The organism is Neomelitea salexigens DSM 19753 (assembly GCF_000422345.1).
Classification (GTDB): domain Bacteria; phylum Pseudomonadota; class Gammaproteobacteria; order Pseudomonadales; family Spongiibacteraceae; genus Spongiibacter; species Spongiibacter marinus_A.
Genome location: NZ_AULP01000002.1, coordinates 246915 through 271098 on the forward strand (window position 1 = coordinate 246915; position 24184 = coordinate 271098).

Below are 24184 nucleotides of genomic sequence, written 5' to 3' on the forward strand. Positions count from 1 at the left end.
GCAGAGTAACTGGCAACTATCTTTCTAGCAAGATAAAATTCTTTTCCCACACGACGGAAACAACGCGATGGACGACCGACGCATAGGCATTGCCGAGCTGCGTGAACAGCAACGCGAGAACTGGCCCCAAGCCTACAGAGATTGCCAACCTTCGATATTGAGACTGCTGCGAAGCGCCGATGACTATTTGCGTGCCGGCAGCGAGCAGCTAGGCAGCCACAACCTATTGCCAGCAGAGTTTGATGTGCTCGCGGCACTGCGCCGCCAACCGCCGCCGCACTGCGTTAGCCCGACGGCACTGTGCAAGGCGTTGTTGATGAGCAGCGGCGGTTTAACCAAGCTGCTGAAACGGCTGGAAACGGCGGGCTTGATTGAGCGCCCCGCCAATCCCGATGATGGCCGCAGCCAATTAGTGAAACTCAGCCCTTCGGGAATACGCCGTGCTGAACAGGCGATGACAACACTGTGTGAGCTGCAAAAACAGTGGCTCGCACCGCTGGCTGATGATCAGCGCCAACAGCTTAGCCAATTACTGGATCAGTTGTTGGCGCGCTAAGAGTGCGCTTAGCCGCCTACCACTGCCAGCGCAAGCTCCAATAGAAATCGACTTCCTTGCTATCCAGGCGCGCCTCGTCGTCGACATCATCGGCCAGGGGCACTGCCGCCACCCAGTGACTACTCAAACCGTAGGGCATCTCCAAGCTCACCCCAAGGCCTGCATCGGCCAGGTTTTGCCACTCGCCGAGTTCATCGTCGGTGTCAGTAAACCTGGCGGCACCATACTCGACAAACAGCGCAGGCGTTAACGTAAGATCGCGCCATGCGTACTCACGCTGAATCGCCATGCTGGCGTGCACACCGTCATCGCCAACAAGCGTGCCCGGCAACCAGGCTGACAAGCTGCTGCCGCCACCCAGCACCCACTGGCGCTGCTGAGGCAGTTGTGTATTGTCGGTCCACTGTCCCTGCGCCGACAGCCGCAACTCCGTGTTGCCACTGAGTGCAAGCGTCATCGCCACCGCGGGCTTGGCAATCAGATACTCGGCGCTGCGTCGGCCAATCGCCACCTTCGCTGTTGGCTCTTGGCCAAGACTGCCATCGTCATCGCTCAACCCCAGCTCCGTGGCAAACTCCATTCGCGCGAATACCGGGCGACCCAACCACTGCTCGCGCAGGGTGTAGCGCGCACCGAGCTCCAGAGACACGAAGCGTTCCTCCAAAAGCGCATCGCCACCGGCTTGGGGCTCAATGCGTGAGTCCACATAGGAGAGGCGCTCAAAGACATTAAAACGACGCAGGGGGTTGCTAAACAGCAGTTGCTCACCACGCAGACTTGCCTGCTGAATCTCGGCATCCAGCGGCAGTGTCAGCACCTGCTGTTGAATAGGGCAACTAATCAATGGCGGCAGGCAAAACCCACCCCCGCTGCTCGTTACGACAACCTCGGGGGCGCGCTCATAACGAATATAGGATAGATCAATGCCGTAGAGCCCGTAGCGTAACGGCTGGTCGACGCTGACCTCGACTTGCTGGTAATCATCGCCATCACCAGTTTCACCCCAGTCGCGAATAACCGTTTGCGCATTGGCCTTCAGTTCGGTGCCAGTGGCAAAACGGTGGGCAAGACCCACACGGGCAAAATATCGCCCCAAAAACCGGCTACCGCGGTTATTGAGCTCCACATCAACATCCGTGGCATCGCTATCGGCAGCCTCGCGCTCTACGAAGTCCAGAATCACCTCATTGTCTGCATGGGCCTCGTAGCTAATGCTGTACTCCAGCCCCGCTCGCTCCGCGTATATCGACGCGGGCACCCGAGCGCGGTCAAACTCGTGCAGTTGCAGGTTGTCATCACCTACCAGGCCAGAGAAAAAGTGGGTGAGCAAGGGCGCACCTCGAAGGCCCTTCACACGATTTTGAGAGACCATTACCGTCACGGTGTCGCCAAGCCGGAAATAACTCAGCCCCACTAACAGGTGCCCCATATTGTAGTAGCGGCGACTCAATGCGGTGATCGCCGCAGAGGGGCTATCTGCGCCGTCCAGGATCGCCTGCAGCTGCGCCTCTGAAAGGTAAGGCGCTTCCTGAACACGCAGCAACACACCGTTAATCTCCCGCTGCACGTAGCTACCTTGGTATTGTTTCGCAAACTCGACTTGTTGTTGCGTCGCCAGCTGCGGCGGCATCACGGGTGGCAAATCAATTGCCATGTTCTTTCTCCTTAAACTGGAATTATCGGTATCACTAACTATTCAGCTTGCAGGCGAAGCTCAACACGACGGTTGCGCGCCGGCTCGGCTGAACTTACCGGCTGCGCTTCGCCATACCCTCTTGCTCGCAAACGCTCACCGCTAACCCCTTTGCTTATTAAGTAGTCGCGAACGGCTCCCGCACGGCGCTCGGACAGGCGAAGGTTATAGGCCTCGCTGCCCGAACTATCGGTATGACCGGCAATTTCAATGCGCCCCGAAGGCGCTTCACGCAGGACATCCACCACCAAATTCAACACGGCTTTCGCAGACGGACTCAACTGCCAGCGGCCACTGGCAAAATGCACCCCATCCAGACGCAATGGGCTTGCCGATTCCAAATGACAGCCATTAGCCATTACCCGATGTGACGGCGGTGTGCTTCGGCATTGGTCGTCGCGGTCACAGACGCCATCACCATCGCCGTCACGGCAATCGAGAGGGCCGGTCTGGGCATAGGCAACTTCATAGCGGGGGTCACGGTACTCCACCTCACCCAGCGCCGGCTGATCACCGCCCTCGGCAAGGGGTCCTGCCACCAGCGCTTGGCTCGCCGGCGCATCCATCTCCGCCAGCTGGGAGCGCTCGCGCTCAGACATTCCCAACCCAGCAGGGGCTACCGGTGCCATAGAAACTGAGCCTCCCGACAAGGAGGCGTCGAGCGCCAACACGGTTTCGTCCAGAGCCAGCCCTGTTGTATCGCTCACTGCTGTTAACACCGGCAGCAGGCCTAATGCTCGGCTCAGGTCTGCCAATAAACCAGCGTGAACAGGTGCGCTGCTGCACGCCAAAACCAGGCCGATAACCAGCAAACGTTGGCGACAAAAAGGGCTGAACATGGGCACTCTCTGTTGTTTTCAATAACGCGAATAGGAACGACGGTACGTCGCTCCAGCCCAATCGGGCTGATGACAGCGACATTATGCGGCAACAATGAGCAAAAGGCAGCTTCGGTCTGGGGTTTGGGGCATTTCCGCCGGGCGTTGCAGCTCCTAAGCCCTATTGCTCAGGACTTAGCTGCGCAATAGCTTTTGCTTGGCCTGCGCGAACTCGTCATCGGTAAGGCTGCCGGAGCGGTGCATGCCCTCTAACTCTTTGAGCGAGTCTGCCAGCGCCTCCCCCTCGTCTGGCGCAATTTCCTGCTCGGCGGCCTCGCTCAAGCCCAACCACTGCCCCAGTTTGCGGAATATGCGCGCAATGCCACGCCACAATTTCGGCAGCAGCCAAATCAGCAATAGCAGGAACAGCACAAATAGAATCAGGAACACCAGCGGGTGATTCACGGCCATCCACAAACCACCTAGCACGGCGACATCCTCGCCGATCGAGGCCGCCCAATTGCTTACTGGTTCTGGCGAGGTATTGATCAGCATACGGCTGCTGGCTTTCGCAGCGTGGGTTACCGACGTCACCGAGCCGCCGACAATGCCTGCAGCAAGTTGTAGTGCCGGGCTCACATCACCCAGTGAATTAGCCGCCAGTAGGGCCCCAGCGGGAATACGGATAAACGTATGCAGCGCGTCCCAGCCGGTATCAACACCGGGAATTTTATCGGCGAAGAATTCCACCCCGTACATCAGGCCCGCAGCCATAATTACTGCCGGGTCTTGCACGACCTGTAAATTCTCAGGCAATACGATGCCGCCACTGGCACCGCCCAAGCCCAACACCAAAATTGCCGCATAGAGATTCAAGCCACTGGCCCATGCCACCCCCATGGTCAGTGATATCAGGCTAATTAGCTGTTGATACTCATCCACTTGTCTTTCCTCGACCAGGCCAACAGATTTGCTGCAATATCCCCCTACCCGGCATCGGCGCGGGGGGATATCAGCCGTTATTCTGCGCAGTCACCAACATACTGAGAATAGGCGCGAAAAGCCACGCCGTCAGCCAGTGACCTCATGCGTCACCCAAATCGACCGGAACGGTCAATCACTGCGCGCGCAGAGCGGGTAGTATCAAGGGTTGAGCTTGGAGAAATACCATGTCGACCTACAACAGTTATCCAGAGAACCCCAACTACGGAAGCGGCTGCTTTCGCCGCCGAATACAGCTGCGCGCCTCTGAGTTTCAGGTGGTTGCCGAATTGGAAGACCACAACCACGGTTTTCGTTTAACGTTGGACCACGACGGCAGCACGGTAACCGCCATCAACGCCGAGACACTGCGCATTCCTTTTTCGACCTGCCCAGGCGCCGTTACGCCACTGCAGGGCTTGGTGGGTTTGCCCGTCACGCAAGACAGCCAGGTACTGCTTGCCCACAGCAATCCAACCGCCAATTGCACCCACCTCTACGACCTCTGTCTGCTCGCCATTGCTCAGGCAGCACGCGGTGAAGGTGAGCGGGTTTACGATATGCGCATCGATGATGAAACCGGTGAGCAAGGTGGTATTGCCGAAGTCCGCGTCAACGACGAGCTGGTGCACCGCTGGCGCTGCCGTGATTGGACAATTCTCGAGCCCGCTGAATTCGCGGGGAATGTCTTGTTCAAAGGCTTTACGGCCTGGGCCGGTCGCGCATTTCAGGGGGAGGAGCAACGCGCCGCCTTCGCCTTACAGAAGGCCTACTTTGTTTCCAGCGCGCGGCGATACGACCTGGAAGCAATGGCCGGCGAGGCGGCTAATGATTCGCGAGAGGTTATGTATGGCGCCTGCTATACCTATACCTCACCACAAATAGAACAGGCCTATCGTGTGGCCGGCACTGTGCGGGATTTCAGTCATGCCGAGCAGCACTTGTTAACGTTCAAGGACGTAACACCTTGAGTGAGCCATACCCGCCTGCGGCCAGCCATTACAGCGATAGGCACAATTACGAATATTGTGACATGGGGGCAATGGCTATAGTGGAATCATGTTTAACAGCGACCGCTTCAACGCTAGCAGTCGCTAACAAACGTCTCCATAGTAGCACCCCCGCTTGGCACCCATTTGATGGGTGCTTTTTTTATGCCCATCGCGCGCTAGTCGAGCAAAAACACCAGCGACAAGCGCGACGACACGGTTTCTTTCCCCAGCAGCATCGGCGCATCGGCACTGGCTTTCGCTTCCATCATCATCACGCCGGGATTGCCACGCGGCACCGCTGGCGCACTGCTCGCGTCAATGCGGTACACCTTGCCCAGCTTACGGCCCAGATTGTTGGCCAGCAACGTCGCCCGCTGGCGAGCGTCAGCCACCGCGGCAAGCAGGGCACGCTCGGCCAATACGTCGCGATCGGCGACAACAAATTGCACCTGGCCCAATTCAGTGATGCCCGCCGCCATCAAGCCATCCACAAGATCCCCATAGCGACTCAGGTCAGCCAGCGAAATATCGACATGGCGTTCGACCCGCTGTCCCCGCAACCTGCGCTTACCGTCCTCCCAGACATAGTCGGGGTGAACTCGGATCTGCGATGCACGAATAGCCGTGTCGGCAATGTCTTGAGCGCGCGCGGCCGCGAGTACCGCCGCCACGCGTCGGTCGACGTTGGCTTTTGCGGCAGAAGCCGTGCTCTGCGTGTCAGACACCTGAAGACGCAATTCGGCGCTATCGGGCAACGCTTCAACTTCACCGTAGCCCTGCACAACAATATGGGGATCATCGGGGAGCGCCGACGCCAACAGTGGCAAAGGCAGACACACCGACAGGCTCAGCAGTACATTTCGCAACAATTTCATGGGACTGGGCTTCCTTCTCTGAATCATTCCATAATCACACCGGCGGCAATGCCCCGGACAATAATATGACGCCGCGATAAACGTGCGTCACCACCACTCATCAAGCGGGAGAACAACAATGAACAGTCAGGTTGACAACAGCGCAGCAGAAAATATCCAGTGCATCCTAAACAAGCAACGCAATGCCTACATTGCCGGCGGCGCCGTCAGCGCCGAAACTCGCATCGACAGACTGACGCGCGCGATCGATTTGATCTTCGACAACCGCGACGACATCGTCGCGACCCTGAGTGAAGACTTCGGCCACCGCAGCAGCCATCAGTCACTGATGTCTGACATCTATGCCACTATCGAGTGCTTGAAGCACAGCAAAAAGCACCTCAAAAAATGGATGAAGCACGAAAAACGCAAAGCCCCCTTTCCAATGAATCTGTTAGGTGGCAAGGCGCGTGTCGAATACCAGCCCGTGGGCGTTGTCGGCATTATCGGCACTTGGAATTTCCCCATTAATACGATCTTTTCACCGCTGGCGGGCGTGCTGGCCGCAGGCAACCGAGCGATGATTAAATGCTCGGAAGTCACACCCAAAACCGGAGAGCTGGTGGAAAAACTGGTTGCCAAATATTTTAAAGAAGATGAGCTGGTTGCCATCAACGGCGGTCCCGATGTGGGCGCCAGCTTCTCAGCGGCCCCCTTCGACCACATTATCTTCACCGGCGCGACCTCCATTGCTCGTCATATTATGCGCGCCGCCGCCGACAACCTAACGCCGGTCACGCTGGAGCTGGGCGGCAAGTCACCGGTGATCATCAGCGACAGCTACGCGCTACAAGAAGCGGCCGAGCGTATTGTGAACGGCAAAATTCTCAACGTTGGCCAGGTCTGCCTATCACCAGATTATGTGTTTGTGCCAGAAGCGAAGCTTGAAGACTTTATCAGCGCGGTAATGAACCACCTGAGCAGCCTGTTTCCCTCGCTGCTGGATAATGCGGATTACACGTCCGTGGTCAATGGCCGCCACTTCCAGCGTCTGCAAAGCTATTTGGCTGACGCGCGCGAACAAGGTGCTGACGTTCGCGAGTTCAATCCTGCGAATGAAAACTTCGACCGGCAGGATGGCACTCACAAACTGCCGTTAACCGTCATTGTTAATCCCAGTGACGAGCTCAAGGTCATGCAAGAGGAGCTTTTCGGCCCCATTCTTTGCGTGAAGAGTTACCGCAAGCTCGACGACTGTCTGGACTACATTAATGCCCGCCCCCGGCCCCTGGCGTTGTACTACTTTGGCAAAGACGATGCCGAGCAGCGGCGGATTCTCGACCACAGCATTAGCGGCGCAGTGACCATTAACGACGTTATCTTCCATGTTAGTTGTGAAGACCTGCCCTTTGGCGGCATTGGCCCTAGCGGCATGGGCAACTACCATGGCGTCGATGGCTTCCGCACATTTAGCCACGCTAAAGCGGTCTATAAACAGAGTAATCTCAACTTTCAAAAGCTGGGGGGCATGCTGCCACCCTACGGTGACAAGGCCGACAAAACACTGAACGCCATGATCCGTAAGTAGCGCCCTGTGCGGCCGCCCGAAACGGCGGCCGCATTTCCTGAAAATAGTCCTTCTCCTTCCCCCCAGTGTTCGCGCATAATCCGCGCATTATGCTAGGGTCAACGCTATAACCCTTTATACCGTCAATACAGCGTGAGGCTTATCGCTTGGCAGCTCCTCTAACAACACAAAGCGTTCTTGGCTGGCGAGAATGGGTTGGCCTGCCCGACCTGGGCATCAGCCACCTGAAGGCGAAAGTCGATACCGGCGCCCGCAGTTCGTCCCTCCACGCCTTCGACATTCAAACCTTCGACCGCGACGGCAAGCCATGGGTGAAATTTAAAGTACACCCTCAGCAACATGACGACACTGAAACGGTCTCCTGCGAAGCCGAAATTAAAGACTATCGCCAGGTGACGGACTCCGGCGGTCACCGCAGCATGCGTTACGTAATCGAAACGACCCTTGCGCTCGGCGATCAGCAGTTGTCTATCGAGATGACCCTGGCCGACCGCTCTGACATGCTGTTTCGAATGCTAATTGGGCGCACGGCAATGAAAAACTATATTGTCGACCCCAGTCGCTCTTACTGTGCGAGCGAGCCCCAGCCTTAACCCACTGCGCACCGAAGGTGCACGGAGAGTACCGACTATGAAAATCGCCATACTGTCACGCAATAGCCGCCTTTACTCTACCCGGCGACTGGTCGAAGCCTGCAAGGAAAGGGGCCACGAAGTGCGTGTGCTCGATACACTCAAATGCTATATGGAGCTGAGCTCTAACGAGCCTGCGGTGTGGTACAAGGGCGAAAAGCTGGAAGATTTCGACGCCATTATTCCGCGCATCGGCGCCTCTATCACGACCTATGGTTTGGCGGTTATCCGCCAGTTCGAAATGATGGGCACCTACAGCCTGACAGAGTCGGTAGCGCTGGGGCGCTCCCGCGATAAATTGCGCGCCCTGCAATTAATGTCTCGCAAAAATATCGGCATGCCCGTAACCAGCTTCGCCCACGACGTGCACAACACCAAGGAACTCATTAAATTGGTGGGCGGCGCACCGGTCGTCGTCAAACTGCTCGCGGGCACTCAAGGGCGGGGCGTGGTGTTAGCAGAAACCGCCAAGGCCGCAGAAAGTGTTATCGATGCGTTTCGCGAGCTCAAAGCCGATTTTCTCGTCCAGGAGTTCATCAAAGAGGCGGGCGGCTCGGATGTCCGCTGCTTGGTCATCGGTCGCAAAGTGGTGGCGGCCATGCAGCGCACCGCAGCGAGCGGCGAGTTTCGCTCCAACCTTCATCGCGGGGGCAGCGCCGAATTAACCAAGCTGACGCCGGCGGAGCGCGCCACAGCGGTCAAGGCCGCGCAAATTATGGGCCTGAATGTCGCCGGGGTGGATATATTGCGCTCCTCGCGTGGCCCTCTGGTTATGGAAGTCAACTCCTCCCCCGGACTGGAAGGAATTGAGAATGCTAGCCGCAAAAATGTTGCTGGCGAAATCGTGAAGTTTATCGAAGAGAATGCTGGCCCCAATAAAACTAAAACACGTGGACGAGGCTAAATTTAGCCACCACATCGCTCTGGAGCCGAACTGAGTGTCAGAAAAACCCGCAGCAAGAACACGGCGCAGCCGCCAACAGGCAAAGCGTATTTCAATCGCCGGCACAGAGATTATTCCCGGCAGCCGCCAACAGCTGGCGCTGCCGGTCGCAAAGCTCTACACCCATACCGAGCTTTCCATCACCATTAAAACCGTGCGCAGCAAACGCGAGGGGCCAACCCTCTTTGTCAGCGCCGCCATTCACGGCGATGAAATTAATGGCGTAGAGATTGTCCGGCGCCTGCTCCAGCATCGCTCCCTGCGCTCATTGCGCGGCACTTTGGTCACCATACCCGTGGTCAATGTACACGGCTTTCTCAATAACAGCCGCTACCTGCCCGACGGACGAGACCTCAACCGTAGCTTCCCAGGCTCTCCCAAAAGCTCACTGGCGGGCCGTATCGCCCACAGTTTTTTCAATGAAGTGGTTGCCCATTGCGACTACGGGATTGACCTTCACACCGGCGCTCGCCACCGCGGAAACCTGCCGCAAATCCGCGCTGACCTTCAAGACGAGCGCACTCGCGCGATGGCCGAAGCCTTCGGCGCCCCGGTAATGCTCCACGCGAAAACCCGCGATGGCTCATTGCGCGAGGTGGCGAATGACCAAAAGATACCCATTCTGTTGTATGAGGCTGGGGAAGCACTGCGCTTCGACGAAGTCGCCATTCGCGCCGGTGTGTCGGGCATTATCAACGTGATGCGACAGATTGGCATGCTGCCTGCCTCTCGCAGCAAGCGACCAAAACGCACACCGATGGTCACCGACCAATCTTTTTGGGTGCGCGCCAGGGTTAGCGGCGTACTGAGGGCACTCGTTCCCCTGGGCGCATTCGTCAAGAAAGATGAAGTAATCGCCGTGATCTCTGACCCCATCGGCGATAGTAGCGGCGACGTAGAGATCGTCGCTAACGAGGCCGGCATCGTTATCGGTCGCACCTACCTTCCCCTAATATATGAGGGCGACGCGCTCTTTCACATCGCCAAATATAAGGCGGATATCGACGAGGCCTTACTGCACTACAACGAAATTATGGAAGCCTTTGAGCCCGAAGCCTACCCGCCCGCGCCCGGCGAAGACCCGCCGATCGCCAGCTAAGCCTGCGCCCGTTGTTGTAGCGTCTGGCCCTGGCAGTGGCTGTCCATAAAGCTCAGCATTAGCTTCAGGTATTCCTGGCGCCCCAGGTGGATAACATGATTGCCGGGGAACCAGTGCAAATGACTATCGGGCCAATGACCGTGCAGTAGCCGCACAAAACGCGGCGGTGTAAAGCGGTCACCGGCACCACCAATAATCATCACTTTTTCAGGGTCTAGCAGAGGCTGATAACTCAAGGGGCTGTGTATCGCCATTCCTCGACGCAAGTCCATGGCCGAAAAGCCCGAGCGCCGTTCGATTAACTCCATAATCTCGTGGGTCGGCTGCCAGCTTCGGATGGTATCTACCGGCGCAACCAACGGGGAGTTGGGTATGCAAAAGGCCAGACGCGGCTCAACCGCCGCCAACAAGGCGCTTAGGTAGCCCCCCAGGCTCAAACCGGAAATCCCGATATGCGGAGCACCGCGCCGCTCTAGGAAGTCCACCAATACTCGCAGGTCACAGATCGATTGCAGCATGCCCTCGGTCATCTGAGCAAAGCCATCACTAAACAAACCCTGGCCACTAAACAATGACAAACGCCCTGCACGCTGCCCGTGAAAGGGAATAGTAAACAGTGCAATGTCATAGCCGCGCTCGTAAAACCACGGCAACGAGAAGAAACGGCTATTGAACTCGTAGTCGCTGGCTACCACGCCGTGCACAAAAATCAGCGTCGGTCGCGACCCCTCCGGGTGACTCCAGTACTGCACCTGCGCGCGGCGATTGCGCTGATGGCTGAGGTAGCGATCCACCATATCCGGGTTCAGTGGCTCAAAGGGGCTGTCGAAGCTGAGCTGAAGGGTGGGTACTTTCTTTCGCCAACCGGCCCAACGCGGTGTTTGCACGGCCTTTACATCGACCTGAGGGGGCGTCTTAAAAACCTTCGTGACATCGCGCTGTGCGGCCAGTCCGGCGTAAAAGTCCATGAACCGGCGCTCATCTGCCAAGGCGCTGGGGTTTAACAGTAGTTTGGGCAACAACGATGCACTGATCGCCGACCCCAATGCGGTGCGCAGCACACGGTCTACCGCAGCAGTTCCATAAACTTGCAGGGGGGACTCACCGTCGAGCTCGGTACCGTCGGATTGACTGTAAAAATCTTCCGGGAGACTCAACCACCACGGTGGCATCTCCGTCACTTTGGGCAGCGCGTTATCCGTCATTGTTGTCCTTATTATTTATCAGCGTCTCAGCTCGTTTTATCATATTCTCCATTAAATGAAAGCCCGCATGTGCCGACATAAGCCCGTAGCCTTGCCCACTGGCGCGCGACAACCTAAGCTGAGACCTTCGAACACAGGCCAACCGTATGCTTGAACAGGAAATCCGGCAATTCCTTGACTATCAGCGCGATGTCCGACGGCTTTCTCCCCATACAGTGGAGGCCTACCAGCGAGACCTGAGCAAACTCGCCAATTATTGTGAAGAGCGCAAACTGACACACAGCGGCGCGCTCGACGCCGCCCATATCCGCCAGTTAATTGCCCAGCAACGAAGCAGTGGCGCCTCTCCGGCGAGCATCCAGCGGCAACTTTCATCACTGCGTAGTTTTTACCAGCATCGCCAACGTGATTTCGGTGCGAAGAAAAACCCCGCCGATGGAATCACCGCACCCCGACGGGGGCGCCCCCTGCCTAAAACACTCAATGCAGAAGCGATAGCGCAATTGCTTGCCTTTCCGGGAAGTGAGCCGATTGATCTACGTGACCGCGCCATAATGGAGTTGTTTTATTCATCGGGCCTGCGTCTAGCTGAGCTCGCCGATCTGGATGTCGACGATATTGACCTGCGCGAAGGGCTAGTTGCGGTCACCGGCAAAGGGCGTAAGAGCCGCACACTCCCTGTGGGCCGCCTGGCATGCCAGGCGGTTAAGAGTTGGCTGCGTTGTCGCCCCCATGAAGACACCGCGCTCTTCACCAGCATGCGCGGCGGACGCCTTGGTCACCGCGCAATTCAGAGCCGCATCAAACTTCGCGCCAAGCAGCAAGGCATACCTGAAGCGCTTCATCCGCATATGCTGAGGCACTCCTTCGCCAGCCACCTGCTCGAATCCAGCAGCGACTTGCGCGGCGTACAAGAGCTATTGGGGCACGCAAATTTGTCCACGACCCAGGTGTATACGCACTTGGATTTTCAGCACCTCGCCAAGGTTTATGATCAGGCTCACCCCAGAGCGGGACGCAAAACCAGAAAGGACTAGCCATGGCACGCATTCGCGCAATCAGCTTTGATCTCGACGACACACTCTGGCCAAGCCGCCCGGTGCTGGAGTCCGCAGAGCGTGTGTTTCAGCAAAAAGCACTGGAGCTGGCACCAAAGCTCGCGGAACACTACCCAGCCGAAGCACTGCGCGAGCATCGCCTTGCGTTATTGAAGCAGCAACCCGCACTGCGTCACCAGATCAGTGAATGGCGTCGACTCAGTTTGGAACTTGCCCTGCGCGATTGCGGCTATGGCGAGCAGAGTCCCGAGATCGCTGCCGAAGTCTTTACTCACTTCATTGCAGCTCGCCAAAATGTTCAACTCTTTCAGCATGTAGAAGAGGTGTTACGCACGCTTAGCGAGCGATTCCTTTTGGTCAGCTTAACCAATGGCAACGCGGACCTGCGCATGCACCCCTGCAGTCGACATTTTCACGCCTGCATAAAAGCGGAGGACATCGGCATTAGCAAACCCGACCCTGCTGCCTTTCACGCCGCGCTTGCTGCCGCCGGCTGCGCTAAGGGTGAGTTGCTTCATATTGGCGACCACCCACGGGATGATATTGACGGCGCGCAGGGGGCGGGCTTAACCAGCATTCAAGCACTTATGCCCGGGATTGGCCGCGAAAAGCACACGGGGGCTCACGGCCACTTTGCAGATTGGCGCGAGCTGCCCACGCTTATCGAGCAGGTTGAAAATACGCGTTAAACGCCGTCCTGATCAGCATCCGCATGTCCGCTGCGCATATGCGGCTCAAGCTCAGTAATATGACCGCCGTGCGCTAGGAATTCAGCGACATCCTGAGCGAGTTGCTCCCGCATTCGGTCGTGACTCGTCAGCGGCTCATTCACGCCTAAGCCAAGGTGTTTTTTTGTATCACCGCCTCGAACTTTTGATCCCATCAGCTTACCCTCCGCGTTGGAGAACAGTCAGTCGTCACCGCTTTATACTGCGACCCCAGCCGGGCTGACAAGCGCCTTATTAGGCTTTTTCGTTATGTCACTCAGGCAATATCTACTCAAACAATAATAATGCGTTGATTGACGAACATTCAGGCAAAAAAAATGGCGCCGAAGCGCCATTCACTAAAAAGCTCTGCGGGCTAAATCGCTTCTTCGCCGGTTTCGCCGGTGCGAATACGAATCACCTGCTCTAGCGCGGTAACAAAGATTTTACCGTCGCCAATTTTGCCGGTATTGGCCGCTTTAGTAACGGTATCGATGACCTTCTCCAGCAGGTCATCTGCCACCGCGATTTCCAGCTTCACTTTCGGCAGAAAATCAACAACATATTCTGCGCCGCGGTATAGCTCAGTGTGCCCTTTCTGGCGCCCAAAGCCTTTTACCTCGGTAACCGTAACCCCTTGAACACCAATTTCAGACAAGGCCGCACGCACGTCATCCAGCTTAAACGGCTTAATTACTGCACTTACCAGTTTCATCTCGAAACTATCTCCCAAATGTCGACTTTGCGCTAACTTAGCCTAGGCCCAGTACCCTTGGCAAGCGTAGCGCCATTGCTGCAGCCTATCCCTACAACGGCAAAAGGGCGCCGCAAGGGCGCCCTGATCAAAAGGAGGCGTTGACTTAGCTCTTCACAAACTCGGGGTATGCTTCCATACCGCAGTCTGCCAAGTCCATGCCTTCGTATTCTTCCTCTTCGCTAACACGGATACCCATGACCATTTTCAGCACCAGCCACACTACCAGGCTTGCACCAAATACCCAGCCAAAGATGGTTGCAGCGCCGATCAGCTGACCGCTGAAGCTCGCACCGTCATTGGTAACCGGCACCAGCAGCAGACCCAGAAGACCCACAACACCGTGGACGGAGATCGCACCCACGGGGTCGTCGATTTTCAGTTTATCGAGAGCCAGGATGCTGAATACCACCAGTACGCCGCCCGCGGCACCGAACAAGGTCGCTTGCAAGGCAGTAGGTGTAGAAGGTTCAGCAGTAATCGCTACCAGACCAGCAAGCGCACCGTTCAGCAGCATAGTCAGGTCAGCTTTGCCGAATAAGATGCGTGCGACCGCCAGGGCTGCTACGGCACCACCGGCTGCCGCCGCGTTGGTGTTCAAAAAGACCATGGCAACAGAGTGTGCGTTGGCAGCATCGCCGAGTTTCAGTACTGAGCCACCGTTGAAGCCGAACCAACCCATCCACAGGATGAAGGTACCCAGAGTCGCCAGTGGCAGGTTTGCACCGGGGATCGCGTTAACTTGACCGTTTGCACCGTATTTGCCCTTACGAGCACCAAGCAGCAACACGCCAGCCAGCGCCGCAGCGGCACCTGCCATGTGTACAATGCCCGAGCCAGCAAAGTCAGAGAAGCCAAGGTCGCCGAGGTTATACAAACCGAATACGTCGTTGCCACCCCAGGTCCAAGACCCTTCCAGCGGATAGATCACACCCGTCATCACAACCGCGAAGGCCAGGAATGCCCAGAGCTTCATGCGCTCGGCCACAGCACCGGATACGATCGACATTGCGGTTGCAACGAAGACCACCTGGAAGAAGAAGTCGGAAGCGCCAGAGTATACTGAACCGCCGTCAAAGCCGGCTTCTGCCGAGTCTGCCAACACGCCTTCAAGGTCGAAGTCGCCAATGCCACTTAACAAGATGTCGCCGCCGTACATGATCGCGTAACCGCACACCAAGTACATGATGCAGCTGATCGCAAACAACGCGACGTTTTTAGTCAGGATTTCTGTGGTGTTCTTGCTGCGAACCAAGCCCGCTTCTAGCATGGCAAAGCCTGCAGCCATCCACATTACAAGTGCGCCACAGACAAGAAAGTAAAACGTGTCCATTGCGTACTGAAGTTCAAAAATTTGATTTTCCACTGGGATTCCTCCGGAAAAATTTGGGGGCCTACTGCTTTACCACCACCGCGTGGCGGGTAGCCCGCTACTCTTAGATCGCGTCTTCGCCAGCTTCGCCGGTACGAATACGGATCACCTGCTCAAGGGCAGAGACAAAGATTTTGCCGTCACCAATCTTGCCGGTATTGGCAGACTTACTGATAGCTTCGAGCGTAGCCTCAACATCGCCATCGGCGACCGCTACCTCAATTTTCACTTTAGGCAGAAAGTCCACAACGTATTCCGCGCCGCGGTACAGTTCTGTATGACCTTTCTGTCGTCCGAAACCCTTCACTTCGGTCACGGTGATGCCTTGCACACCGATGTCTGACAGAGACTCGCGAACGTCGTCGAGTTTGAAAGGCTTAATAATCGCTGTAATTAATTTCATGTTGTTCTCCTGCTAATAGCCTTGAGGGCAGGCGGGCACTGACGTGCCCGCCGCGATCTAATTACAGGCTTTTTGAGATAGAGAAGACGAAACGGTCGTCTGCATCGCCGTCTGCAGCCGCGTCGTTATCAACGTCAGTGCCGTAGTAGGCCAAAGTCAGCGTCACATCGGCAACGTCGTAGTTAGCACCGATCATGTAATCGATGTAGCTATCGTCGTCATCGACCAGTCCGTCTTCGTCTGTGGTGGTTTGACCCACGTGGAAGTCAAGGCTCACGTCCTCCGCCACACTCATGCTGTAGTCGAGGTTAATTACCGTTGCGTCACCGTTGCCATCACCAAAGTAATCAGGTGAATACACCAGGCCGAAGCTGAAGTCTGAGACCGATACCGACGCAATATATTCTTGGTAATTCAGTGCTGCCTCATCGCCGGGGTACATAAAGTGAACAACACCCAGATCCAGGCCGACACCTTCAGCAACGTCGAAGGCGTATCCGCCGTAGAAATCCATTTCAGTGGTTACTTCGCTGCCGAAATCGACGTTTGATGCCCAAGTCCCAACGTAAAAGCCGTTGCCAAAGTCGACGTCAAAGCCGCCTTGAATGGCGCCTTTCTCACTCGTTTGTGAGTAGCCACGGAACACATAGTCCGTTGCCATTGTCACGTTACCGCTAATTTCCGCAGCTGAAGCCGCGAAAGGGGCTGCTGTTACAACTGCTACACCAAGCATTTTTTTCCAAGTGTTCATGTTCTAGTCTCCGATAGTCTTCTCTCGTTGAACGTATGCGGTTAGGGAAGGCCCTGAACATCACATGCCTAGCTATATGCATGGGGCGTGCCAGGTTTAAAATCGCCCAAAATCAGGGCTTTTCCTCCACAAAACACCCCTTTACGCTCCTTTCCGCACTATTTCCGATCACAAAATACCAACACCACTGAGCTAAGCACCATATCAGTGCAATTTCACATTGCCCTCATTTGCCGCCCCTAAACAGCGCAAACACCGCCGGGAACAAAAACTGTGCACGCTCTGCGACGCCGTGCAAAAGTGCGATAAACTGTCGCCAGCAACGAGAGAGTATCGCCATGGCAAAACCCGACTTTATTTCCCAACTTGCTGAACAGGCCGGGCGCCTGATCAGCCAAGGCCCGGATATTCAGCAAGACATCGAAGCCAAACTGCAGGCACTACTACAAAGCGCCTTCAGCAAGATGAATGTGGTATCGAGAGACGAATTCGATGCGCAAACCGCGGTACTCAATCGCACCCGCGCTCGTCTGGAAGCCGCCGAGCGACAGCTGGCCGAGATTACTGCCAGTTTGGAAAGTGCCGAGAATAAATAAACCGTCTTGCGCGCAGCAGGACGGCTGCTCGCAATTGCAAAAATACTCAGGGATTGAGTTATGCCACTGGCCACTGTACACAGCCGTGCGCGCCTCGGGGTAGATGCCCCGCTCGTCACCATTGAGGTGCACCTTTCCGCCGGGCTTCCGGCCTTTAATATTGTCGGGCTGCCGGAAGCAACCGTACGCGAAGCCAAAGACCGCGTGCGCTCGGCGCTGATCAACTCTCACTTTACCTTTCCCGTCAGCCGCATCACCGTCAACTTAGCGCCAGCAGACCTGCCCAAAGAGGGCGGCCGCTTTGACCTGCCTATCGCCATCGGCATCCTCGTTGCCAGCGGCCAATTACAAAAACGCGAGACCGAGTCCTATGAGTTCATCGGCGAGCTGGGGCTAAGCGGCGAGCTGAGAACGGTCAATGCTGCCCTGCCCACCGCCCTGGCAACCGCAGACGCATCCAGGCAATTGGTCTTACCCGCCGGCAGCGCCTCACTGGCAGAGCTGCTCCCCCCGGATACATTGCAGGAGGCCACAGATCTGCTCGGCGTGGTGGCGTTTCTAAAGGGCCAGCAGAGTTTGGGGCCGGAGACAGACGCCGCCGATACACGGCCCGCTGCGTATCCGGACATGCGCGATGTACGCGGTCAGTTGTTGGCAAAGCGTGGGCTGGAGATCGCTGCAGCGGGATTTCACAGCCTGCTATTTAGCGGCCCTCCCGGTACGGGCAAAACGCTGTTAGCAAGCCGGCTGCCCGGTATCCTCCCGCCCCCAACAGAGCAGGAGTGTCGCGAAATCGCCATTGTCCAGTCGATCGTTGGCCAACCACTGCAGCTTCAGCGCCCATTTCGCAACCCACATCACACCGCCTCGGCCGCTGCGCTTGTCGGCGGCGGTAGTAGCCCGCGCCCCGGCGAAATCAGCCTTGCTCATCGCGGCGTGCTTTTCCTCGATGAATTGCCCGAGTACCCACGCAAAGTGCTGGAAGTGCTGCGCGAGCCCATAGAATCGGGCGAGGTGGTCATCTCCAGAGCGCGCCATCAACTCCGATTCCCGGCTCGATTCGCTTTGGTAGCGGCAATGAATCCTTGCCCCTGCGGCTTTGACGGCGACCCCCAAAAAGCCTGTCGTTGCACCCCCGACCAAATACTGCGCTACCGCAGCCGTGTATCGGGGCCCTTGTTGGACAGGATTGACTTGCGCTTGCGCCTGAATCGCATGGCCGCCGGTGAGCTACAAGACAGCCCTGAGGGCGAACCCAGCGACGCCATACGCGCTCGGGTGAGCGCAGCGCATCAGCGCCAGCTCGACCGCCAGGGCTGCAGCAACGCCCTGCTTGATGCCGGGCAGCTCAGCCGGTTTTGCCCCTTAGATACCGAGGGTAAAGCCTTCATCCGGGACATCGAAGCGCGCATCAACCTCAGTGCGCGCGGCCAGCACCGCCTGATAAAGACGGCGCGCACCATCGCCGACCTCGAAAGCAGCAACGATATTGGCCTGAAGCACTTGCGCGAGGCCGCGCTCTACCGCGGAGAACTCTGACCCCAGGTAGGTGACTATACGAATCTATTTCACAGCCATCGGCACTTACAATCGAACACCATATAAGAAGAACTTCTAGGATTTCGGGGTTATGCCGAATGTTTTGATCGTCGAGGACAACCGCTCGCTGGCCAGCATGGCCAGAGCAATTATCGAGGATATTCCCGGCTTTCAGGCCTGTGTCGCTGCCAGCGGCGCTGAAGCAAAACAGTTAATACGCGACACCAAAACGCCCTTTACCGCCGCCCTCGTCGACTTAAACCTACCTGACGCCCCCAATGGCGAAGTGGTACCGGTGGTGCAATCCTTTGACATCCCCGTGGTGGTGCTAACCGGCTTCTTCGGCGACGAGCTGCGCAATCGCATGATCGAGCTCGGTGTTGTCGACTACGTGCTAAAGAAGAACATTAGCGCCTACGACTATGCCAGTCGGCTGGTTGAGCGTATTCATCGCAATCGCAGCACGCAGGTATTGGTTGTCGATGACTCGCCATCGGCCGCCGCCATGCTGAAGCGCTACTTGGAAATTCAGTGTCTGAATGTGTTGGTTTGCCACAACGGCCAAGAGGCCCTCGACTGTATTCGCGAGCAACCCAATATCCGCCTGGTCCTGACTGACTACAATATGCCGGTATTGGACGGCTTCGACTTTATTCAACAAGTACGCGCCAAGTACGCGAAGGATCAACTAGCGATCATTGGCCTGTCCAGCTCTAACGACGCCCGGCTCTCTGCGCGTTTTCTAAAAAGTGGCGCCAATGACTTTATTAGCAAACCCTTTGGCTACGAGGAGCTGCTCTGCCGGGTAAACCAAAACCTGGAATACATGGATCGCATCGACGAGATACGAGACGCGGCAAATCGCGACTACCTGACCAAGCTCTACAACCGCCGCTATTTTTTCAGTGAGGCGCAATTGCGTCATCAGCAAGCGCAGTTTCAAGAACTGCCGCTGTCGGTTGCCATGCTGGATATCGATCATTTTAAGCATATTAATGACAGCCTCGGCCACGACGCTGGCGACACGGCTCTAAAACACCTCGCAGCGCTGCTGCAATCCGCCTTCCCTGACGATCTGATCGCCCGTTTCGGCGGTGAGGAATTTTGCATACTCAGCGAGCAAAATGCCGAACACACCTTTGATCGACTCGACGACTTTCGCCGCAAACTGGCCAACAATCCGGTCAAGGAAAACGGCTACGATATTACGCTGTCCGTCAGCGGCGGCTTGAGCAATGGCCAAGATGACAGTCTGGATACACTGATAAAAATGGCTGACAGCAAGCTTTACCAAGCGAAAGAATCCGGTCGCAATCGCATTGTTGTGTAGGGCTTAAGCCAATTGCTTGCGCCACTGGCTTGGCGACACCCCCGTCCACACTTTGAAGGCCCGACTAAATACCGCCAGCTCAGAATAACCCAAGCTCAAAGCCAGCGTTGTCAGGTCAATATCGCTGTGCGCTAAATGCTCGCAGGCCAAATATTGGCGACGCGCGGACAGCACCTGAGCAAAACTGCTTCCCTCGCACTGCAGGCGCTGCTGAAGACTGCGCGGATGTAAGCCCATCACCCTAGCCACCATGCTTAAGCTGCACTCTCCCGTTGGCAGCAACGCCGTTATCGTTTGATCCAACTGCTGGCGCAGGCTTAACGAGGCCGGCTCAGATGCACCTCGCCACTGCGCGCTTAAGCGTGAGCGCAGGCCGGGCTCTACATCGACCGCCGAGCTCATCAGCGACAATGGATAACGCAGTGCATCGCAGCCCTCATCGGGCTCTACCCGGCAGCCAAACAGCGCCGAAAGCTCCGCCGCCGCAGGTGCCTGCGCTCGCAGAGCCAGGGAGTCTGGACGCACGGGGGAGCTCTGCAACTGCTCCAAGCAACGCGCCAACAACGCCAAACTCAAGCCTGCCAGCTGCCCGCAATCCACCACCGAGGCGAAAGCAAAGTCCATGCGTATCTCGATGAATCGCTCGCTGGATATTGCGCTAACCACCACACCCCTGGCATGAAAATCGAGGTTACGCTGCATCATTCGCAGGGCATCGGCTATCGTTGCCTGCAAACACATTGCCGAACCCAGCGCCCCCACTGCCTCTAACCCCTGGCGCATTCCCAACTGCACCCCAAAATCCTCGCGCCCACAGCGTTCGGCGGCAGCCGTCATTAACTGCGCTAAGACGGTATAGGAAAGGTATAGATCCGGGTCGTGTACCACCGCTGGCGTCAAACCAAATTCCGCCATCAGCGCATTGGGGTTCTGGCCGCAATCTCGCACCCACTCAGAAAAACCCAGTAGGGCACCACTTCGAACAAAATGCTGCACGGCAGACTCGCGTTTTATCAAATATTGACTCGCAATATATCAAGCCTGGCCACGAAAACGTAGATAAGCTCCAGCCTGCAATAACGCTAATAATTTAAGAGGCGCTCACCATGCTCCCCAAACCCGCTATGGATCACAAAGCATTACTCACGCTGAACACCCACGAAATGCCCATGTACAAAGATGCCTTGCCAGGCGTTCCCGGTGTTGATGCGCAGCCCCTGTTCCTCGACCCCCACCAGGGTATTTGGGTGCTTCGCGCCGTCTTTCACCCTGGCGTTGTCTTGCCCAAGCACTACCATACCGGCACTGTGCATCTGTTCACCCTGTCGGGCAGCTGGAACTATGTGGAATATCCCGACCAACCCCAAACTGCGGGCAGCTATCTCTATGAACCCGGCGGCTCCATCCACCAATTTACGGTGCCTGCCGACGCCAGCGAGCCAGCCGTTGCGGTGATGGTGGTCTATGGCGCCAACGTCAATTTCGACGATGAAGGCAACTACCTCGGCATTATGGATGCGAGCGATATCATGCATATGTTTGACGAGCTGGTTGCGGAGCGCGGTATGGAACCCGCCCGCTATATTCGCCCCTCCGCCGCCGACTACACGTGCCCCACACCATGACCACAGCGCCACTACCAAAGCGGGTATTTATCACAGGCGCGCAAGGCTTTATCGGCCAACAGTTAATGAAGCGCTACCGGGACCTCGGCTGTGAGGTGCGCGGCATGGACTTACAGGGCAATCCAGAGCAAGGCATCGTCGCCGCCGACCTCTGCCAGCCCCAGCAGTGGGCCCATCACGTGGAAGGCTGCGAGCTATTCATACACACCGCAGCGGTCGTTTCATTGTCGGCATCATGGGCGGATTATCGGCGCATTACCGTCGACGGCGTGCGCCATGCCTTGGCAAGTGCGCAACGCGCTGGCTGTCGGCGTTTCGTGCACTTCTCTTCGATTCTTGCAATGGGCTATGACTACGTTGATGGCGCTGACGAGCAGGCTCCCGTCGTGATTGGCAAGCACTGCCGCTATGGTGTTGCCAAAGGTGCCAGCGAACATCTGGTGCTCGCCGCCCACGCCAGCGGCAACATCGACTGTTGCATTATTCGCCCTGGCGACGTCTATGGTCCCGGGTCGCGAGCCTGGCTGCTCGAGCCCCTTAAAATGGCGCGATCCGGCAGGCTTTTGTTGCCCAATGGCGGTCGCGGTATCTTCACGCCCATCTATATCGACGACCTGATAGACGGCACGCTGCTCGCGGCGCACAGCGAGGCGGCCAGCGGGCAAATTTTCATTCTGTGGGGAGAGCAGGCCGTCAGCTGTGGGGAGTTTTTCAGTTACCACTGGCGCTGGGCCGGGCGCCGCGGTCGGCCGCCCAGCCTGCCGCTGCAAGCCGCCATTCCGCTAACAAAAGCAATACACACCCTTAATCGATGGCGCGGCGTGCGCGATGAGTCCTGTCCGGATACGATGCGCATGTTCAACCGAAAAGGGGCCTTTAATGGCCGTAAAGCCCGGGAATTATTAGGATTCGAACCCAAAGTCCCCCTCGCTGAGGGCATGGAATATTCTAAGCAGTGGCTTCGTGATATCGGCGAGCGCTAAAGGCGAAAAACACTATGAAAACACCCCCTCATTGTATTATCTCCGGCGGCGCCAGCGGTCTCGGCCTAGGGCTTGCACTTCGTTTGCTCGAACGCGGCTACCGCCTCAGCATTCTCGACCTCTCATTCGGCGACAGCGCCAAGCAACAGTTGTCACAAGCGGCCGCATCGAGCTCGCAATGGCAAGCCTACACCGTGGATATTCGCGATGCGCAGGCCTGTGCAGAAGCCGCCGCCAGAGCGGCAGACAACTATGGCTCTATTGAACTGGCGATCAACTGTGCCGGTGTCATACTCAACTGCCGGTTTGCAGAAATGGCTGCCAAGGACTTTGCCCGTGTTATTGAAATTAACCTCTGTGGCAGCGTGCACTTTGCCAGTGCGGTTTTGCCCCACATGTCGGCGGGCAGTCGCTTAGCACTGGTTGCTTCAATGGCAGGGCTGGTCAGCAACTATGGCTACGCCGCCTATGGTGCGTCCAAGTTCGGGGTTGTCGGCTTAGCAACCACTCTGCGCTATGAGTACGAGCCTCTCGGAATTGGCATTTCCTGTATTTGTCCACCCGAGGTCGAGACGCCCATGGTTGAGAGTGAGCGCCAGCAGGGCGACCCAATCTCTCTGGAGCTTAAAAAATTCGCCGGCTCACTGGATACCAACACCGCACTTGACGGCATAATGCGCGGCCTGGATGCGGGTCGCTGGATGATCATTCCCGGTGTACGCAGTCGGTTTACGGCGTCCCTTGCCAGGTATTGTCCGTGGATTTTTAACCGAGTAATGCAGTTCATGATCCGCCGCCTGCTGCATAAAGGTCATCATTGAGGAGTGCACCGTGACACCCAAACGCCATGCTTTCAGCCATCGAGGGCTTCGCCTGTCCTATTTGGACTCCGCTCCTAATGATCATCTACGCCCGGCGGTACTGCTGCTGCATGGCTTCCCCGACCAAGCGGAAATGTGGCAACCACAAATACAGGCTCTGCACCAAGCGGGCTTTCGCTGCATTGCCCCAGACACCGTAGGCTGTGGCCATTCCGACATTGCCCCCAAACAAAGCGATTATCACGCCGACAACATTATCAGCGATCATCTGGCACTGCTTAAGCACCTAAAAATCAAGCAAAGCCATGTGGTCGGCCACGACTGGGGGGCCGTTATCGCCTGGATATTGGCGGCGAAGCATCCTGGCAGTGTCCAGCGCCTGGCGGTTATGTCGGTCGGCCACCCCACCGTTTATGCTCGCGCGGGCTGGGCCCAAAAACGCGCGGGCTGGTATACCTTGTTTTTCCAGCTGCGCGGCCTGGCGGACAGCCTACTCGCCGGCAGCGGGCGCTTCTCACTCCGCCGGATCTTTGGCTCCCACCCGAATATGGACGAGGTGATGTCGCGTTTACGCCAACCCGGTAGAATGCGTGCAGCAGTGCGCATTTATCGCGCCAATTTTGCCGAAATACTACTGCGCAAGCAGCCGCCTGTTAGCGCGCCGACGCTCGGTTTGTGGAGTGCGCAAGATGCCTTTTTAACCGAGGATCAGATGCGCGACTCTGCAGCGTGGGTCAATGGGCCGTGGCGCTACCAAAAGCTCGATGGCGGGCACTGGATGAGCCTCAGCCAGGCCGAGACCGTAAACGGGTTATTGCTCGAGCACTTCCGCGCTTAACTCCCCCGCCCGCAGTAAAGAAGCAACTGCGCTCAGCGCAGGGATA

26 protein-coding genes are annotated in these 24184 nt (G+C 56.9%); 15 read left to right on the forward strand and 11 right to left on the reverse strand.

Annotation, left to right across the window (positions count from 1 at the left end; genetic code table 11):
• Window positions 1–67: 67 nt before the first annotated feature.
• Window positions 68–556 (forward strand): MarR family winged helix-turn-helix transcriptional regulator, encoded by a 489-nt coding sequence (locus tag H573_RS0104475; RefSeq protein WP_036255740.1) that lies wholly within the window; start codon window positions 68–70, stop codon window positions 554–556.
• A 16-nt stretch (window positions 557–572) separates the two neighbouring features.
• Here H573_RS0104475 and H573_RS0104480 read toward each other — a convergent pair whose 3' ends face one another.
• From H573_RS0104480 to H573_RS0104490, 3 genes are all read right to left on the reverse strand, one after another.
• On the reverse strand, window positions 573–2210 hold the full coding sequence (locus tag H573_RS0104480; RefSeq protein WP_027873217.1) for a ShlB/FhaC/HecB family protein: 1638 nt from the start codon (window positions 2208–2210) through the stop codon (window positions 573–575).
• A 38-nt stretch (window positions 2211–2248) separates the two neighbouring features.
• Complete coding sequence (locus H573_RS18845) at window positions 2249–3088, reverse strand: OmpA family protein (RefSeq protein ID WP_051171011.1); 840 nt, start codon at window positions 3086–3088, stop codon at window positions 2249–2251.
• Window positions 3089–3262: 174 nt separating this feature from the next.
• Window positions 3263–4009, reverse strand: a complete 747-nt coding sequence (locus H573_RS0104490; RefSeq protein ID WP_027873218.1) for a DUF4126 family protein — start codon at window positions 4007–4009, stop codon at window positions 3263–3265.
• A 227-nt stretch (window positions 4010–4236) separates the two neighbouring features.
• Here H573_RS0104490 and H573_RS18850 point away from each other — a divergent pair, with 227 nt between their 5' ends.
• Entirely contained in the window at window positions 4237–5019 is a 783-nt protein-coding gene (locus tag H573_RS18850) for a DUF2889 domain-containing protein (RefSeq protein ID WP_051171012.1), read from the forward strand.
• A gap of 197 nt (window positions 5020–5216) precedes the next feature.
• Here the strand turns inward: H573_RS18850 and H573_RS0104500 are convergent, their stop codons facing one another.
• Entirely contained in the window at window positions 5217–5915 is a 699-nt protein-coding gene (locus H573_RS0104500; RefSeq protein ID WP_027873219.1) for an SIMPL domain-containing protein, read from the reverse strand.
• Window positions 5916–6033: 118 nt separating this feature from the next.
• On the opposite strand from H573_RS0104500, the gene H573_RS0104505 reads away from it, so the two are divergent.
• From H573_RS0104505 to H573_RS17030, 4 genes are all read left to right on the forward strand, one after another.
• Entirely contained in the window at window positions 6034–7482 is a 1449-nt protein-coding gene (locus H573_RS0104505) for a coniferyl aldehyde dehydrogenase (RefSeq protein ID WP_027873220.1), read from the forward strand.
• Between the two features lie 146 nt (window positions 7483–7628).
• Window positions 7629–8075 carry an ATP-dependent zinc protease family protein gene (locus tag H573_RS0104510; protein WP_027873221.1) on the forward strand — a complete coding sequence of 149 codons (447 nt, stop codon included), beginning with the start codon at window positions 7629–7631 and terminating at the stop codon, window positions 8073–8075.
• Window positions 8076–8112: 37 nt separating this feature from the next.
• Complete coding sequence (rimK, locus tag H573_RS0104515; RefSeq protein WP_027873222.1) at window positions 8113–9018, forward strand: 30S ribosomal protein S6--L-glutamate ligase; 906 nt, start codon at window positions 8113–8115, stop codon at window positions 9016–9018.
• 34 nt (window positions 9019–9052) lie between these two features.
• Window positions 9053–10156, forward strand: coding sequence for a succinylglutamate desuccinylase/aspartoacylase family protein (locus tag H573_RS17030; RefSeq protein ID WP_051171013.1), 1104 nt, complete (start codon window positions 9053–9055; stop codon window positions 10154–10156).
• Here H573_RS17030 and H573_RS0104525 read toward each other — a convergent pair.
• Complete coding sequence (locus tag H573_RS0104525; RefSeq protein ID WP_036255742.1) at window positions 10153–11361, reverse strand: alpha/beta hydrolase family protein; 1209 nt, start codon at window positions 11359–11361, stop codon at window positions 10153–10155. The genes H573_RS17030 and H573_RS0104525 overlap by 4 nt on opposite strands.
• Window positions 11362–11507: 146 nt before the next feature.
• Between H573_RS0104525 and xerC the strand changes: the two genes are divergently transcribed.
• Window positions 11508–12398, forward strand: a complete 891-nt coding sequence (xerC, locus tag H573_RS0104530) for a tyrosine recombinase XerC (protein ID WP_027873224.1) — start codon at window positions 11508–11510, stop codon at window positions 12396–12398.
• Window positions 12399–12400: 2 nt separating this feature from the next.
• On the forward strand, window positions 12401–13108 hold the full coding sequence (locus H573_RS17035) for an HAD family hydrolase (RefSeq protein ID WP_051171014.1): 708 nt from the start codon (window positions 12401–12403) through the stop codon (window positions 13106–13108).
• Here H573_RS17035 and H573_RS0104540 read toward each other — a convergent pair.
• The 5 genes from H573_RS0104540 to H573_RS17040 form a co-directional block, all read right to left on the reverse strand.
• A complete protein-coding gene (locus H573_RS0104540; RefSeq protein ID WP_027873225.1) occupies window positions 13105–13302 on the reverse strand; it encodes a hypothetical protein in 198 nt (65 codons plus the stop codon). The two genes, H573_RS17035 and H573_RS0104540, sit on opposite strands and share 4 nt — an antisense overlap.
• A 200-nt stretch (window positions 13303–13502) precedes the next feature.
• On the reverse strand, window positions 13503–13841 hold the full coding sequence (gene glnK / locus H573_RS0104545; RefSeq protein ID WP_027873226.1) for a P-II family nitrogen regulator: 339 nt from the start codon (window positions 13839–13841) through the stop codon (window positions 13503–13505).
• A 145-nt stretch (window positions 13842–13986) separates the two neighbouring features.
• The gene (locus tag H573_RS0104550; protein WP_027873227.1) at window positions 13987–15246 is read right to left on the reverse strand and encodes an ammonium transporter; all 1260 of its coding nucleotides are present in this window, start codon (window positions 15244–15246) and stop codon (window positions 13987–13989) included.
• Between the two features lie 70 nt (window positions 15247–15316).
• Window positions 15317–15655, reverse strand: coding sequence for a P-II family nitrogen regulator (glnK, locus tag H573_RS0104555; protein WP_027873228.1), 339 nt, complete (start codon window positions 15653–15655; stop codon window positions 15317–15319).
• A gap of 61 nt (window positions 15656–15716) precedes the next feature.
• On the reverse strand, window positions 15717–16406 hold the full coding sequence (locus H573_RS17040) for a TorF family putative porin (RefSeq protein WP_051171015.1): 690 nt from the start codon (window positions 16404–16406) through the stop codon (window positions 15717–15719).
• A 338-nt stretch (window positions 16407–16744) separates the two neighbouring features.
• Between H573_RS17040 and H573_RS0104570 the strand changes: the two genes are divergently transcribed.
• The 3 genes from H573_RS0104570 to H573_RS0104580 all read left to right on the forward strand — a co-directional run bounded on the left by H573_RS0104570 (window position 16745) and on the right by H573_RS0104580 (window position 19871).
• Complete coding sequence (locus H573_RS0104570; RefSeq protein ID WP_027873229.1) at window positions 16745–17002, forward strand: accessory factor UbiK family protein; 258 nt, start codon at window positions 16745–16747, stop codon at window positions 17000–17002.
• 60 nt (window positions 17003–17062) lie between these two features.
• Window positions 17063–18541 (forward strand): YifB family Mg chelatase-like AAA ATPase, encoded by a 1479-nt coding sequence (locus H573_RS0104575; protein WP_027873230.1) that lies wholly within the window; start codon window positions 17063–17065, stop codon window positions 18539–18541.
• A 91-nt stretch (window positions 18542–18632) separates the two neighbouring features.
• Window positions 18633–19871 carry a GGDEF domain-containing response regulator gene (locus tag H573_RS0104580; protein ID WP_027873231.1) on the forward strand — a complete coding sequence of 413 codons (1239 nt, stop codon included), beginning with the start codon at window positions 18633–18635 and terminating at the stop codon, window positions 19869–19871.
• Window positions 19872–19874: 3 nt separating this feature from the next.
• On the opposite strand, the gene H573_RS0104585 is transcribed toward H573_RS0104580, so the two are convergent.
• On the reverse strand, window positions 19875–20867 hold the full coding sequence (locus tag H573_RS0104585) for a helix-turn-helix domain-containing protein (RefSeq protein ID WP_036255744.1): 993 nt from the start codon (window positions 20865–20867) through the stop codon (window positions 19875–19877).
• A gap of 110 nt (window positions 20868–20977) precedes the next feature.
• On the opposite strand from H573_RS0104585, the gene H573_RS0104590 reads away from it, so the two are divergent.
• The 4 genes from H573_RS0104590 to H573_RS17050 are packed head-to-tail and all read left to right on the forward strand — an operon-like array spanning window position 20978 to window position 24138.
• A complete protein-coding gene (locus H573_RS0104590; RefSeq protein WP_027873233.1) occupies window positions 20978–21496 on the forward strand; it encodes a 2,4'-dihydroxyacetophenone dioxygenase family protein in 519 nt (172 codons plus the stop codon).
• Window positions 21493–22479, forward strand: coding sequence for an NAD-dependent epimerase/dehydratase family protein (locus H573_RS0104595; RefSeq protein WP_027873234.1), 987 nt, complete (start codon window positions 21493–21495; stop codon window positions 22477–22479). The genes H573_RS0104590 and H573_RS0104595 overlap by 4 nt, the downstream gene beginning before the upstream one ends.
• 14 nt (window positions 22480–22493) lie before the next feature.
• A complete protein-coding gene (locus tag H573_RS17045; protein ID WP_051171016.1) occupies window positions 22494–23300 on the forward strand; it encodes an SDR family NAD(P)-dependent oxidoreductase in 807 nt (268 codons plus the stop codon).
• Between the two features lie 10 nt (window positions 23301–23310).
• Window positions 23311–24138, forward strand: coding sequence for an alpha/beta fold hydrolase (locus H573_RS17050; protein ID WP_051171017.1), 828 nt, complete (start codon window positions 23311–23313; stop codon window positions 24136–24138).
• Window positions 24139–24184 lie beyond the last annotated feature (46 nt).

What these genes read in the sequence shown, in the direction of transcription:
- H573_RS0104505 (WP_027873220.1), top strand. Translation starts at nt 6,034, where the DNA reads ATGAACAGTCAGGTTGACAACAGCGCAGCAGAAAATATCCAGTGCATC.
- rimK (WP_027873222.1), top strand. Translation starts at nt 8,113, where the DNA reads ATGAAAATCGCCATACTGTCACGCAATAGCCGCCTTTACTCTACCCGG.
- glnK (WP_027873228.1), bottom strand. Translation starts at nt 15,655, where the DNA reads ATGAAATTAATTACAGCGATTATTAAGCCTTTCAAACTCGACGACGTT.
- H573_RS0104500 (WP_027873219.1), bottom strand. Translation starts at nt 5,915, where the DNA reads ATGAAATTGTTGCGAAATGTACTGCTGAGCCTGTCGGTGTGTCTGCCT.
- H573_RS0104540 (WP_027873225.1), bottom strand. Translation starts at nt 13,302, where the DNA reads ATGGGATCAAAAGTTCGAGGCGGTGATACAAAAAAACACCTTGGCTTA.
- H573_RS0104570 (WP_027873229.1), top strand. Translation starts at nt 16,745, where the DNA reads ATGGCAAAACCCGACTTTATTTCCCAACTTGCTGAACAGGCCGGGCGC.
- glnK (WP_027873226.1), bottom strand. Translation starts at nt 13,841, where the DNA reads ATGAAACTGGTAAGTGCAGTAATTAAGCCGTTTAAGCTGGATGACGTG.
- H573_RS0104480 (WP_027873217.1), bottom strand. Translation starts at nt 2,210, where the DNA reads ATGGCAATTGATTTGCCACCCGTGATGCCGCCGCAGCTGGCGACGCAA.
- H573_RS18845 (WP_051171011.1), bottom strand. Translation starts at nt 3,088, where the DNA reads ATGTTCAGCCCTTTTTGTCGCCAACGTTTGCTGGTTATCGGCCTGGTT.
- H573_RS18850 (WP_051171012.1), top strand. Translation starts at nt 4,237, where the DNA reads ATGTCGACCTACAACAGTTATCCAGAGAACCCCAACTACGGAAGCGGC.
- xerC (WP_027873224.1), top strand. Translation starts at nt 11,508, where the DNA reads ATGCTTGAACAGGAAATCCGGCAATTCCTTGACTATCAGCGCGATGTC.
- H573_RS17040 (WP_051171015.1), bottom strand. Translation starts at nt 16,406, where the DNA reads ATGAACACTTGGAAAAAAATGCTTGGTGTAGCAGTTGTAACAGCAGCC.
- H573_RS0104595 (WP_027873234.1), top strand. Translation starts at nt 21,493, where the DNA reads ATGACCACAGCGCCACTACCAAAGCGGGTATTTATCACAGGCGCGCAA.
- H573_RS0104575 (WP_027873230.1), top strand. Translation starts at nt 17,063, where the DNA reads ATGCCACTGGCCACTGTACACAGCCGTGCGCGCCTCGGGGTAGATGCC.
- H573_RS17035 (WP_051171014.1), top strand. Translation starts at nt 12,401, where the DNA reads ATGGCACGCATTCGCGCAATCAGCTTTGATCTCGACGACACACTCTGG.
- H573_RS0104525 (WP_036255742.1), bottom strand. Translation starts at nt 11,361, where the DNA reads ATGACGGATAACGCGCTGCCCAAAGTGACGGAGATGCCACCGTGGTGG.
- H573_RS0104475 (WP_036255740.1), top strand. Translation starts at nt 68, where the DNA reads ATGGACGACCGACGCATAGGCATTGCCGAGCTGCGTGAACAGCAACGC.
- H573_RS0104590 (WP_027873233.1), top strand. Translation starts at nt 20,978, where the DNA reads ATGCTCCCCAAACCCGCTATGGATCACAAAGCATTACTCACGCTGAAC.
- H573_RS0104580 (WP_027873231.1), top strand. Translation starts at nt 18,633, where the DNA reads ATGCCGAATGTTTTGATCGTCGAGGACAACCGCTCGCTGGCCAGCATG.
- H573_RS17045 (WP_051171016.1), top strand. Translation starts at nt 22,494, where the DNA reads ATGAAAACACCCCCTCATTGTATTATCTCCGGCGGCGCCAGCGGTCTC.